Annotated in this window: 15 protein-coding genes; all 15 read left to right on the top strand. The window is 36.9% G+C overall.

What is annotated here, in order from left to right; translation table 11 throughout:
• The 15 genes from MS2017_RS07300 to MS2017_RS07225 all read left to right on the top strand — a co-directional run bounded on the left by MS2017_RS07300 (position 1) and on the right by MS2017_RS07225 (position 12,560).
• On the top strand, positions 1 to 591 hold the full coding sequence (locus MS2017_RS07300) for a class I SAM-dependent methyltransferase (RefSeq protein ID WP_071564960.1): 591 nt from the start codon (positions 1 to 3) through the stop codon (positions 589 to 591).
• A 410-nt stretch (positions 592 to 1,001) separates the two neighbouring features.
• Positions 1,002 to 1,628: a hypothetical protein gene (locus tag MS2017_RS07295; protein ID WP_164707657.1), complete on the top strand. Its 627-nt coding sequence runs from the start codon at positions 1,002 to 1,004 to the stop codon at positions 1,626 to 1,628.
• A gap of 186 nt (positions 1,629 to 1,814) precedes the next feature.
• Positions 1,815 to 2,393, top strand: a complete 579-nt coding sequence (locus tag MS2017_RS07290; protein WP_139458274.1) for an N-acetyltransferase — start codon at positions 1,815 to 1,817, stop codon at positions 2,391 to 2,393.
• 350 nt (positions 2,394 to 2,743) lie between these two features.
• Positions 2,744 to 3,418, top strand: coding sequence for a GNAT family N-acetyltransferase (locus tag MS2017_RS07285; RefSeq protein WP_122951777.1), 675 nt, complete (start codon positions 2,744 to 2,746; stop codon positions 3,416 to 3,418).
• Between the two features lie 376 nt (positions 3,419 to 3,794).
• Positions 3,795 to 4,394 (top strand): hypothetical protein, encoded by a 600-nt coding sequence (locus MS2017_RS07280; RefSeq protein WP_143108855.1) that lies wholly within the window; start codon positions 3,795 to 3,797, stop codon positions 4,392 to 4,394.
• Positions 4,395 to 4,739: 345 nt separating this feature from the next.
• Positions 4,740 to 5,420, top strand: coding sequence for a hypothetical protein (locus MS2017_RS07275; protein ID WP_122951776.1), 681 nt, complete (start codon positions 4,740 to 4,742; stop codon positions 5,418 to 5,420).
• 287 nt (positions 5,421 to 5,707) lie between these two features.
• Positions 5,708 to 6,313: a hypothetical protein gene (locus tag MS2017_RS07270; RefSeq protein ID WP_164707656.1), complete on the top strand. Its 606-nt coding sequence runs from the start codon at positions 5,708 to 5,710 to the stop codon at positions 6,311 to 6,313.
• 89 nt (positions 6,314 to 6,402) lie between these two features.
• Entirely contained in the window at positions 6,403 to 6,642 is a 240-nt protein-coding gene (locus MS2017_RS07265; protein WP_122951774.1) for a hypothetical protein, read from the top strand.
• A complete protein-coding gene (locus tag MS2017_RS07260; RefSeq protein ID WP_071564428.1) occupies positions 6,639 to 7,316 on the top strand; it encodes a hypothetical protein in 678 nt (225 codons plus the stop codon). The genes MS2017_RS07265 and MS2017_RS07260 overlap by 4 nt, the downstream gene beginning before the upstream one ends.
• Positions 7,317 to 7,454: 138 nt before the next feature.
• Complete coding sequence (locus MS2017_RS07255) at positions 7,455 to 8,291, top strand: GNAT family N-acetyltransferase (RefSeq protein WP_143108741.1); 837 nt, start codon at positions 7,455 to 7,457, stop codon at positions 8,289 to 8,291.
• 124 nt (positions 8,292 to 8,415) lie between these two features.
• Positions 8,416 to 9,168 (top strand): hypothetical protein, encoded by a 753-nt coding sequence (locus MS2017_RS07250; RefSeq protein ID WP_164707655.1) that lies wholly within the window; start codon positions 8,416 to 8,418, stop codon positions 9,166 to 9,168.
• Positions 9,169 to 9,475: 307 nt separating this feature from the next.
• Positions 9,476 to 10,177 carry a hypothetical protein gene (locus MS2017_RS07245; protein WP_071564434.1) on the top strand — a complete coding sequence of 234 codons (702 nt, stop codon included), beginning with the start codon at positions 9,476 to 9,478 and terminating at the stop codon, positions 10,175 to 10,177.
• 628 nt (positions 10,178 to 10,805) lie between these two features.
• A complete protein-coding gene (locus MS2017_RS07235; protein ID WP_164707654.1) occupies positions 10,806 to 11,129 on the top strand; it encodes a hypothetical protein in 324 nt (107 codons plus the stop codon).
• A gap of 461 nt (positions 11,130 to 11,590) precedes the next feature.
• Positions 11,591 to 11,920 (top strand): Grx4 family monothiol glutaredoxin, encoded by a 330-nt coding sequence (gene grxD, locus MS2017_RS07230; protein WP_071564438.1) that lies wholly within the window; start codon positions 11,591 to 11,593, stop codon positions 11,918 to 11,920.
• Between the two features lie 16 nt (positions 11,921 to 11,936).
• Positions 11,937 to 12,560 carry a cation efflux transmembrane domain-containing protein gene (locus MS2017_RS07225; RefSeq protein WP_122951770.1) on the top strand — a complete coding sequence of 208 codons (624 nt, stop codon included), beginning with the start codon at positions 11,937 to 11,939 and terminating at the stop codon, positions 12,558 to 12,560.
• Positions 12,561 to 12,565 lie beyond the last annotated feature (5 nt).

Raw genomic sequence — 12,565 nt, 5'->3', positions numbered from 1 at the left:
ATGTTTATGCGCAACGACATCAACAAACTCAAGCAAGATTTAAGTATCAAAACGAATTTATTGAATCACGATTTGACCCTTAAAACTCGCTGGGGCGTATTTTCACCTCGTGCCATTGATGATGGTACGATATTGTTAATGAAATATGTGCAAGTGAATGAAACTGATAAGTGCTTAGACCTCGGCTGTGGCTACGGTCCTATTGGTTTAGCCGTTGCCAAATCTTGTCCCAAAGGTGAAGTGCATTTGGTGGATAAAGATTTTGTTGCTGTTGAATTGTCTAATATTAACGCTAAATTGAATCATATTGATAATGCCAAAGCCTATTTATCCGATGCATTTTTGAGTGTTCAAAAAGACTTGTATTTTGATCAAATTATTTCAAATGTTCCTGCCAAAGTTGGTAGAGAGCAATTAAGTATTATTTTGTACGATGCTTTTGATGCGCTTAAACCTGGTGGTAAGATTACTTTTGTTACCATCAATGGCTTGCGACACTTTATTAAAGATAACTTCAAATCTGTTTTTGGTAATTATAAAAAACTTAAGCAAGGGCAGAAATACACCATTTCTCAAGCCATAAAAAAGTAAAACCAGTCTAAAGTAACTAAGGTTCATCTTAACTCTACTAGGATGGACTTTATAGGAAATTATAACTGAATAAAATTTGCGCTTTATTTAACATCTATGTCCAATACAGGGGTATTTTTTAACCCCAGTCTTGGTTCTACCAAAACAAGAGTTGAAGAAATTTTTCATGGGACAAATATTGAATTTTACCAATCCCCTGTATCTCAGTGTATAATTTTTCCTTCAATAAAAAAATATACAAAAAGGCACCGTGCATCGACCGACCATACTCTTGTTTTCTATATCCTTTAAATCGTGTTGGAATTTTTTAGAGGATACGAATGATATTTAAAAATATTTTCTTTGGTTTTTTTAAAACCTTATTACTGGCTGTCATATTCTATAGCAGTTTACTTTACGCTGCTGGAAATATGTTCCTTGAACTTCAGGGCTACCCATATACAAATCATAATTTTCGTCCTTACTTCTTTACTAAAGATGCGACCACTGGTGACTTAATTAAAATACCGGGCACCCAGGATAGTTTTCAATTTAAAACTTACAATTTAGGAATACAAGCCGATATAGATTCGTATAACGCAGAAGTTAAACCTGTTTTGCTTGAATGGTCAGAAGAGGGTGATCCGTTTGAGCAAGAATCCGTTTATGCTTCACGCCTATCGAACAACATTGTGCAAGATGTTGAGCGAGACCTTGATAATGGTATGCTTTCAAAAGAGGTTCATGTGGCTACTTACGAAGGTCGCATAGAGGCTGTGTCTTATGCGCAAAGTCCAGAAATTACAGCACCTGAAATTGAGACAATTGCAGCGAACCCTGCGGGATTAATAACAGATCAAACCACGGTTGTTAAAGGAGGAGGGTCGGCGCTTTTAGATAGTATGGCTCGAACATATAAAGAGGAGGGTGTGGATAGGATTCGGCTTTACTCTTCAAGACATGACAATTATTATGCTAATCGAGGTTGGCAATCGGATACAGAGGATGGCGCCTGTGGAGGGTTGGAGATACCCCCTCTATTTCCTGAACTATTTTAAAGTGGAGTTTGACTTGTTTACATTCATCTTGTTACGCTATTTTTGCCAAAATACAATCAGCCTCTGCTTTAATTGGCAGTTTTAAAAATGTTATTAATGAAATTTAAAAATATCTTTTTTGGTTTTTTAAAAACCTTGTTATTGGCAGTTATTTTTTACAGCAGTTTGCTGTATGCCTCTATCTTCATGTTTCTCGATCTTCAAAATTATCCATATACGGCCAATGATTTTCGCCCTTACTTCTTTACTATGGATGCGACTACAGGTAATTTAATTAAAGTGCCCGACACACAAAATATTTTCCAATTTAAAACTTATAATTTAGACTTGAAAAGCGATGTCGCTCTGTATAAAGCAGAAGTTAAACCTGTTTTACTTAAATGGAAGGCGACAATTACAGAGCCTGATACCGACTCCGAACTCGCTTCAGATTTATCAGGTCAGATGGAAAGATATGTTAGGCGAGACTTGACTAATCGCTTACCTTCAAGAGAAGTTAGGGTTGTTATTTACGAGGACAATATAGAGGCTGTGTCTTACATGAACAACGCCAAGCAAACACCCGAAATTGATATCATTGCAGCAAATCCTGAGGGAATGTTAGAGGGTCAAACAACGATTGTTAAAGGAGGAGGGTCGGCACTCTTAGAGCGTATCGTTCGAACATATCAGGAAGAAGGCATAGAGCGGGTTCGGCTTTATGCTGTACATAGTGGGTATTACGCTAAACGAGGCTGGAAAGTAGAAGGTGCCTGTGGCTATTAAAGTAGAGATTTGACTAATTCTATGTTTTGAGTTAAGCGTGTTTTAATTTGGTGTATTATGTTGTTTTTGGCGGAAAGTTATACACTGCTACTTTTAACAGGAAATTATGTAAATAGACATTACACGCTTAAAAACACACTATTTCTTATAGAGATCTTTGCATAAATATGGATGATTAGCAAAATTCAATTTTTGCCCACTTGGTAATTTTCTTAAACCTTGTTCTAGCAGGGCTAAGACTGGGTTTAAAAAAATTACCAAGTGGGTGAAACGAGGATTCTTGATGATTATTCATATTTATGCAAAGGTCTCTTGTTGGTGTGTTGGCAGTTTTTTTTGGAGGCGTATAAATGAAATTTAAAAACACCTTTTTTGGTTTTTTAAAAACCTTGTTACTGGTAGCCGTGTTTTACGGCGGTTCACTGTATGCTGATGGACACATGTTTCTTGATCTTCAAAATTATCAACATGTAACCAATAATTCCCCTTACTTCTTTGAAATAGATCCAACTACAGGTAACTTAGTTAAAGTAATTGACGCAAACAATAGTTTTCAATTTAAAACTTACAATTTGGGGTTAACAGCCGATGTAGAGTTGTATAAAGCAGAAGTTAGGCCTGTTTTACTTAGATGGGGGGAAGGGGGTGCTCCACTTGATGAGGACTTCTATAGCGCCTCATCTTTGTCAGAGACTTTGGTAAGCGATGTTAGGCATGATATCAAAGGTTTGTTTCAAGGAGAAGTTCATGTTGCCACTTACGAAGGTCGTATAGAATCGGTCTCTTATGTGAAAAATATAGTAGTTGAAGTGCCTGAGATTAAGGCAATTGTAGCAAACCCTTGGGGAATGATAAAGGGTCAAATAACGAATGTTAAAGGAGCGGGGTCATCGCTCTTAGATTATATGCTTCAAAAGTTTAAAAACAGAGGTGCAGAAAGAGTTCGACTTTATTCTATAAGAGACAGGTATTACTTGGATCGGGGCTGGCAAAGAGGGATTGGTAATGGCGCTTGTGGGCGTTAACACCCCTTCTATCTATATTTTTGCATAAATATAATTAAGCATAAATGTTGAATAAAATTTGACCTTTGGTTAATGCAGGGGGCTGTCAAATTATAGAGACAACATCATGCCTAGATTGCAAGTGTTAAATGTTTAGGTTTTGGGGTATCATATCATCTTCGACAGAAAGTTATACAGTGAGGTCTTTGCATTAATATGAATAATCTATCAAGAGGTTTTATTTTTAGAGGAAAACATACTATTTTTTATATTCCCTAAATCGTATTGGGAGTTTTTGGAGGCGTAAATGAAGTTTAAAAACATTTTTTTTGATTTCTTTAAAACCTTATTACTGGTAGTCGTATTTTATAGCGGTTTGCTTTATGCTGATCAATATATGTTTCTTGATCTGCAGAATTATCCATATATATCGAATGATTTCCGCCCCTACTTCTTCGAAAGGGATCTGGCTACAGGTAACTTGATTAGAGTGCCCGATGTGCAGAACAGTTTTCAATTTAAAACTTACAATTTAGAATCACTAGACGATGCGGCTCTGTATAGAGTAGAAGTTAGACCTGTTCTACTTGAATGGAGGGGAACAATTGCACCGCTTGACAGTGAGGCCGATTCCGCTTCATTTTTATCAGGAAGTATGGCAGACAGTATTGATTTTTGCCTGAAGGAGAAATTGCCTTTAAGAAAAGTTCATATTGTTACTTACAGAGGCAATGTAGAGGCTGTGTCTTATGTGAATAATGCTGATCCAGTGCCTAAAATTGAGCTAATGGCAGCAAATCCTGAAGGCATGTTAGAAGGTCAAACAGCGATTGTTAAGGGGGGAGGCTCGTCTCTTTTGGAGGGTATCGTTCGAGGCTATCAAGCGGAGGGCAGGGGGAGAGTTCGGCTTTATTCTATAAATGACAAATATTATAGTAAACGAGGCTGGCAAGCAGAACCAAATAGAAGTGCCTGTGGTAATACCCCTCCTTTTTAAAGCAAAGGTCTCTATATTTTGAATTGGATGTTTAAATTTGGTGTATCATACTATTTTTATAGAAAGTTATAATAAGACCTTTGTATAAATATGCACAATTATCAAACATTCACTTTTTACCCACTTGGTAATTTTTTAAACCCAGCCTTAACCTTGTTAGGATAAAGTTTAAAGAAATTGCCACTTGAGCAAAAATTCAATTTTTTCAATCATCCGTATTTATGTAAAGTCCTCATAATGCCACTTTCAATAGAAAATGACACAAAAAGGCATCAAACCTATTCTTTATTCTTTAGATGAAAACACGCTGTTCTCTAAATCATATTAGAAGTTTTTTTGGTATAAATGAAATTTAAAAACATTTTTTTTGGTTTTTTAAAAACCTTATTACTGGTCGTCGTATTCTGTAGCAGTTTGCTTTATGCCGACGGCCTTATGTTTCTTAATCTTCAAAATTATCAACCTGCTAACAATCTCCCTCCTTACTTTTTTGAAGTAGATCCAGTCACAGGTAATTTAATAAAAGTCTTCGACATAGAGAATGATTTTCAATTTAAAACTTACAATTTTAGAGTAACAGCCGATATGGAGTCGTGCATCAAAGAAGTTGAGCCTGTTTTACTTGAATGGAGAGAAGAAATCGAGCCATTTGATGAAGAATTTCATTCTTCCTCATCCCTGTCAGACGCTATGCTTATCGATCTTAGGCATGACTTTGGTGATGGCCCGTTCTCAGGAGAAGTTCATGTTGCCACTTACGAAGGTCGCATAGAGGCCATATCTTATGTACCAAAGGCAGAAGCTGTGGTGCCTGAAATCGATACAATTGTAGCGAACCCTTGGGGAATGATAGAAGGTCAAACAACGAATGTTAAGGGGGCAGGCTCATCACTCTTAGATTATATACTTCAAAAGTTTAGAAGTAGGGGTGCAGTGAAAGCTCGACTTTATTCTGTAAGAGACCAATATTATTTAGATCGAGGCTGGCAAAGGGAATCTGATGATTATAGTGCTTGTGGGAGATAATATCTATAGGCGGGCAAAAATTGAATATTGCTCATCATCTATATTTATGCAAAGGTCTCGCTATCTTTGATAGAAAGTTATATAATGCCGTTTTCAACAGAAAATTACACAAAAAGGCACTGTGCAAACACATCCTTTATTTTTTGAATGAAAATACACTGCCCCCTAAATCGTATTGAAGTTTTTTTGATGTATAAATGAAATTTAAAAACATTTTTTTTGGTTTTTTAAAAACCTTATTACTGGCAGTCATATTTTGCAGCAGTTTGCTTTATGCCGATGGCTATATGACTCTTGATCTTCAAAATTATCAACCTGCAGACAATGGTTCCCCTCCTTACTTTTTTGAAGTGGATTCAACTACAGGTAACTTAATTAAAGTAGTCGATACAGGAAATAGTTTTCAATTTAAAACTTACAATTTCAGAACAACCGTTGATATAGAATCGTATATCGAAGAGGTTGAACCTGTTTTACTTAAATGGAGGGAAGAAATTGAGCCATTTGATGAAGAATTCCATTCTTCCTCATCGCTGTCAGATGGTATGCTTGCCGATCTTAGGTATGACCTTCGTAGTGGCCCATTTTCAGGGGAAGTTCATGTTGCCACTTACGAAGGTCGTATAGAAGCCATATCTTATGTGCCAAATACAGCAGACGAAGTCCCTGAAATTGATACAATTGTAGCAAACCCCTGGGGGATGATAAAAGGTCAAACAACGAATGTTAAGGGGGCAGGTTCATCGCTCTTAGATTATATACTTCAAAAGTTTAGAAGCAGGGGTGCAGTGAAAGCCCGACTTTATTCTGAAAGAGACCAGTATTACTTGGATCGGGGTTGGCAAAGAGAACCCGATCCTTGGCAAGAAGATGGTGCCTGTGGGGGAGAGTGATGTTTGTTCCTATTCATGGAGACCTTTGCATAAATATGAATAATCATTGCTTTTGATGGAAAGTTATATAATGAGACTTTTGCATAAATATGGATGATTGGCAAAATTCAATTTTTACCCACTTGGTGATTTTCTTAAACCTTGTCCTAGCAAGGCTAAGGCTGGGTTTAAAAAATTACCAAGTGGGTAAAAAGTGGATTCTTGATGATTATTTATGTTTGTGCAAAAGTCTCATAATGCTACTTTCAATAGAAAATGACACAAAAAGGCATCACATAAAAACACACCGTTGCCTAAATTGTATTGAAATTTTTTTGGCGTATAAATGAAATTTAAAAATATCTTTTTTGGTTTTTTAAAAACCTTATTACTGGCAGTTATATTTTACAGTGGTTTACTTTATGCCACTGGTGGGCATATGTTTCTTGATCTGCGGAATTATCCATATACAAATAATGATTTCCGCCCTTACTTTTTTGCAAGAGATGAGAGTACAGGTGACTTAATTAAAATACCCGACACACAAAATAGTTTCACATTTAAAACTTACGATTTAGACTTGCCAGCTGATATGAAGTTGTATAGGCGAGAAGTTAGGCCTATTTTACGCCGATGGAAAAACGAAGATGCACCACCCGACACTGATGCCGACCTTTCCATAGATTTATCAGGTCAGATGGAGACGAATATTGCACTAGATAGTAAATCTTCAAGAGAAGTCCATGTTGCTATTTACGACGACAATATAGAGGCTGTGTCTTATGTGTACGATGCCAAACAAACGCCTGAAATTGATACAATTATAGCAAACCCTGAGGGATTATTGGAAGGTCAAACAACGATTGTTAAAGGAGGGGGTTCGGCTCTTTTAGAGAATATCGTTCGATCCTACCAAGAGGATGGCATAGAGAGAATTCAACTTTATGCCATAGAGAGCGAGTATTATGCCAAACGAGGTTGGAAAATGGAGCCAGAGGAGGGTGCCTGTGGAGGGCCGTCTTAACGCAGGGGGGGCATCGGTAATACTAGGGCAAAGTTTAAAGAAATCACCAATTGAGCCAGTGCTACACAGTCATCCCCCAGGAAGAAAAAAATTAAATGTTACTCATCGTCCATATTTTATGCAAAGTGCTCATTATTTTTGATAGAAAGTTATATAATGCCATTTCCAATAGAAAATTATATAAAGAAGGCATTGCACAAATATATCTTTTATTTTTTAAATAAAAACACGCCACGCCTAAATCGTATTGGTTTTTTTGGCGTATCAATGAAAGTTAAAAACATCTTTTTTGGTTTCTTAAAGGCTTTATTGCTGGTAGTCGCATTCTGCAGCAGTTTACTTTATGCCAATGAATATATGGTTTTTGATCTTCAAAATTACCAACCTGCAGCTGATAGCCCCTCTCCCTACTTCTTTCAAAGAGATCCAATTACAGGCAACTTGACTAAAGTAACCGACCTAGAAAATAGTTTTCAATTTAAAACTTATAATTTAAAATTGAGAGCTGATTTAGAATGGTATAGGGAAGAAGTTGAGCCTACTTTGTCTAGATGGAGAGTAAGAATTTCCCCCTCTGAGTATGACTCAGATTCTGTCTCATTTTTGTCAAGCGATTTAATGAACAAAGTTAATGACGGATCTCTTGAAGGTTCACTTCCAAGAGAAGTTCATGTTGCCATTTACAAAGGTCGTGTAGAAGCCGCGTCTTATGTGAAAAATACAGAACCTGAAATGCCTGAAATTGATATACTTGCAGCAAATCCAGAGGGAATGAGGGTGGGTCAAACGATGAATGTTAAGGGAGCAGGGTCGGCGCTTTTAGATTATGAACTTAAAACATTTAAAGGCAGAGGCGCAGAGAAAGTTCGACTTTTTTCTACAAGAGATGAGTATTACTTGGATCGGGGCTGGAAAAGCGAGCCTGCTCGTTGGACGGATGTGTTTGGCGATCAGGGTGCTTGTGGGCGAGATTGATGCTCATTTTTATCCATAGAGACCCTTGTGCAAATATGAGTAGTCATTAAGAATTTACTTTTCACCCGCTTGACAATTTTTCCAGCAACACCTCTCACAACCATCTTTTTAGGAGAGGCAAAAATTGAATGTTGTTCATTATCCATTTACGCAAAGGTCTCAAATGAAATTTAAAAATATCTTTTTTGGTTTTTTAAAAACCTTATTACTGACTGTTGTATTTTATATTGGTTTGCTTTGCGCCACTGAATACATGACTTTTGATCTTCAAAATTATCAACCTACAGCCAATAGCCCTCCTCCTTATTTCTTTCAAAGAGATCCAGCAACAGGCAATTTGGCTAGATTGACTGATACAGAAGGTAGTTTTCAATTTAAAACTTACAATTTGCAATTGAAAGCTGATTTGGCGCAGTATAAGATAGAAGTTGAGCCTACTTTGCTTAGGTGGAAAGAAAAAATTATCCCTTTAGAGAAAGACTCAGATTATTCCTCATTTTTTTCAGGCGATTTGGTGGACAAAGTTGAAGAGCAATCTAGCAAGAGTCCACCTCCAAAAGAAGTTCATGTTGCTACTTACGAAGATCGTATAGAAGCCGTGTCTTATGTGGATAATGCAAATCCTAGAACGCCTGAAATTGATATACTTACAGCAAATCCAGAGGGAATGAGAATAGGTCAAACGACGAATGTTAAGGGGGCAGGATCAGCGCTTTTGGATTATGAACTTAAAATATTTAAAGGCAGAGGTGCAAGGGGCGTTCAACTTCTTTCTATAAGGGACCAATATTATTTGGATCGGGGTTGGAAAATAGAGCCTAATTATCAGATAGAGGTAGAGGATTTTAATGATCAAGGTGCTTGTGGGGGAGAATGATGTTTACTCCTATTTTCCAGCGACAGCAGCAGTCTTCTAGGAATATAGATCCAGCCGTAGGGCGTGGTTTATAATCGCTCCTTCTCTGCGCAAGGAAACACTACACAGTCATTTTTTAAGAGGGCAAAAATTGAATATTGCTCATCATTCATATTTACGCAAAGGTCTCACTGACTTTGGTAGAAAGTTATATAATGCCACTTTTAGTAAAAAATTACAAAAAAGGCATTGCACAAACATATCTTTTATTTTTTAAATGAAAACACACTGTTTTTTAAATCGTATTGGAAGTTTTTTTGGTGTATCAATGAAAATTAAAAACATCTTTTTTGGTTTTTTAAAGGCCTTATTGCTGGTAGTCATATTTTATAGCGGTTTGCTTTCTGCTAAGGACTACATGTTTTTTGATCTTCAAAATTATCAACCTGTAGCCAATAGCCCCCCTCCTTACTTCTTTCAAATAGATCCAACGACAGGTAACTTAGTGAAGATAATCAAAGAGGATAGTTTTCGATTCAAAACTTATAATTTAAGATTGAAAGCCGATCTAGAGTTGTACAATGTAGAAGTTAGGCCTACTTTACTTAAGTGGGAAATAAAAATTAGACCGTTTGAGGGAGAATCTAATTCTTCCTCGCTGTTATCAGAAGATTTAGTGAAAAAAGTTTATAACGAATCTGGTGACGGCTTTTTGTCAAGAGAAATTCATGTCGCCACTTATGAAGATCGTATAGAAGCTGTGTCTTATGTGAAAAATAAAGTACCTGGAATGCCTGAAATTGATACAATTGTAGCAAACCCAGAGGGCTTGAGAATAGGTCAAACAGCAAATGTCAAGGGAGCAGGGTCATCACTTTTAGATTACGAACTTAAAATATTTAGCAACAGAGGCGATCAGAAAGTTCGACTTTATTCCATAAAAGACCAGTATTACTTGGACCGGGGTTGGCAAAGGGACTTGGAACGGGGTCGGAAAGGGAGGATCGGTAGTCGGGGTGCTTGTAAGTGAAAATGATGCCCACTTCTACCCCTAGAGACCTTTGCATAAATATGAGCAATCACTAAGAATTTATTTTCAACCTCTTGGCAATTTTTCCAGCGACACCAGTAGCCTTCTAGGGAGATAAATCCAAGCGTAGAGAGTGGCTTGTAATCGCCTTTTCTCTGCACAAAGTTTAAAAAAATCACCAATTTTTTCAACACTACACAGCCATCTTTATAAGAGGGCAAAAATTGAATATTGTTCATCATTCATATTTGCGCAAAGACCTTATTGTCTTTGATAGAAAGTTATATAATGCCACTTTCGGTAGAAAATTACAAAAAAAGGCATTGCACAAATATATCTTTTATTTTTTGAATGAAAACACACTGTTTTTTAAATCGTATTGGAAGTTTTTTGGCGTATCAATGAAGGTTAAAAACATCTTTTTTGGTTTTTTAAAGGCCTTATTACTAGTAGTCATATTTTATAGCAGTTTGCTTTCTGCTGAGGACTACTTTTTTTTGATTTTCAAAATTATCAACCTTTAGCCAATAGCCCTCCTCCTTACTTCTTTCAAATAGATTCAACGACAGGCAACTTAGTGAAGATAATCAAAGAGGATAGTTTTCGATTCAAAACTTATAATTTAAGATTGAAAGCCGATCTAGAGTTGTACAATGCAGAAGTTAGGCCTACTTTACTTAAGTGGGAAATAAAAATTAGACCGTTTGAGGAAGAATCTAATTCTTCCTCGTTGCTATCAGGCGGTTTAGTGAAAAAAATTGATGGCGCATCTGGTGGCGATTCGTTAGGAGAAGTTCATATTGCTACTTATGAAGATCGCATAGAAGCCGTGTCTTATGTGACAAATAAAGTACCTAGGGTGCCTGAAATTGATACACTTGTAGCAAGCCCAGAGGGGATGAGAGTGGGTCAAACAGGGAGTGTCAAGGGGGGGCAAGGTCATCACTTTTAGATTACGAGCTTAAAATATTTAACAACAGAGGTGATCAGAGAGTTTGACTTTATTCTATAAGAGACCAGTATTACTTGGATCAGGGTTGGCAAAGGGAGCCCGATGTTCAAGGTGCTTGTAGGTGGAAATGATGCCCACTCCTACGCATAAAAAGCTTTGCACAAATATAAATAATTATTAAGCATCCAATTTTTTATCCATTTGGAGCTTCCTGCATTAGGCATAAATATTAACTAAAGGCCAACTTTCACTCAGTTGTAAATTTTTATAAACTCATCTTAACTCTATCGGGATAGCCTTTATAAAAAAGGACAACGGAATAAAGTTTATCCTTCATTCAGCCTCTATGCCTCACTTAGCATTTTTTTAAGTTACACCAACAGGGCTTTCTGCGTTTTTTTAATTTCTATATTTTGATTGGGGTAAAATGCTCAGGTATTAAACTTATTAAGGAGATAGATATGGAAGTAATGGAAAGAATTCAAAAGCAGGTGGACAGTGCGGCAATCGTTTTATATATGAAAGGCACACCGCAATTTCCACAATGCGGTTTTTCATCGACCGCCGCACAAACATTGGCTTCAACAGGGGTTGAATTTGCTTATGTGAATATTTTTGACGACCAAGAAGTTATGCAAAATCTACCGGCTTTTGCCGATTGGCCAACTTTTCCGCAAATCTATATGAACAGCGAACTCGTTGGTGGCGGTGATATTATTGTCGAAATGGCAGAAATGGGTACTTTAAAAGCGGCAATGGAAGAGGCGACCACAAAGTTTAGTGCTGCATAATTCTACTTAAAAGCCAATGGGAAAATGTTGCGAAGGAAATTGTTCTCTAGATACAACCAAAGCCAATCAGAGAACCAGTTTAAGATGGGTGTTCGCCATCAATGTTGTTATGTTTTTTGTCATTGGTTCGGCGGCAATATATGCGAATACCAGTGCATTGCTTGCAGACAGTTTAGATAATTTTGGCGATGCAGTTACTTATGCATTAAGTTTGTACGCCCTGACTCAGGGGATGATTTTCAAGGCAAAAGTCGCTTATTTAAAAGGGGTTTTAATTTTTGCCAGCGCTGTGTTTATTATTGGGCAAGTGGTTTATAAATTGTTTGTTCCCAGTGTGCCTATTTTTGAGGTGATGGGTGCCTTTAGTTTGTTGAGTATGGTGGCAAATAGCATCTGTTTTTTGATTTTATGGCGTCATCGTCATGAGGACATTAATATGACTTCGGTTTGGGAATGTTCTAAAAACGATATTATGGTTAATTTCTCTGTACTAATCACTTCAATTGCAGTTTGGTTGACCCATTCATTTTGGCCAGATATCTTTGTTGCTATTATCTTATCAGGACTTTTATTGCGCTCTGCATGGCGGATTATCGCTTCTTCTAAAGCAGAATTGCACAATGCTTTTTCTAGTAAATAATCATA

The sequence above is a fragment of the Bathymodiolus thermophilus thioautotrophic gill symbiont genome, from assembly GCF_003711265.1.
Classification (GTDB): Bacteria; Pseudomonadota; Gammaproteobacteria; order PS1; family Pseudothioglobaceae; genus Thiodubiliella.
Note: the sequence above shows the minus strand (reverse complement) of the source record. Positions and strands in the feature narration are given on the sequence as shown.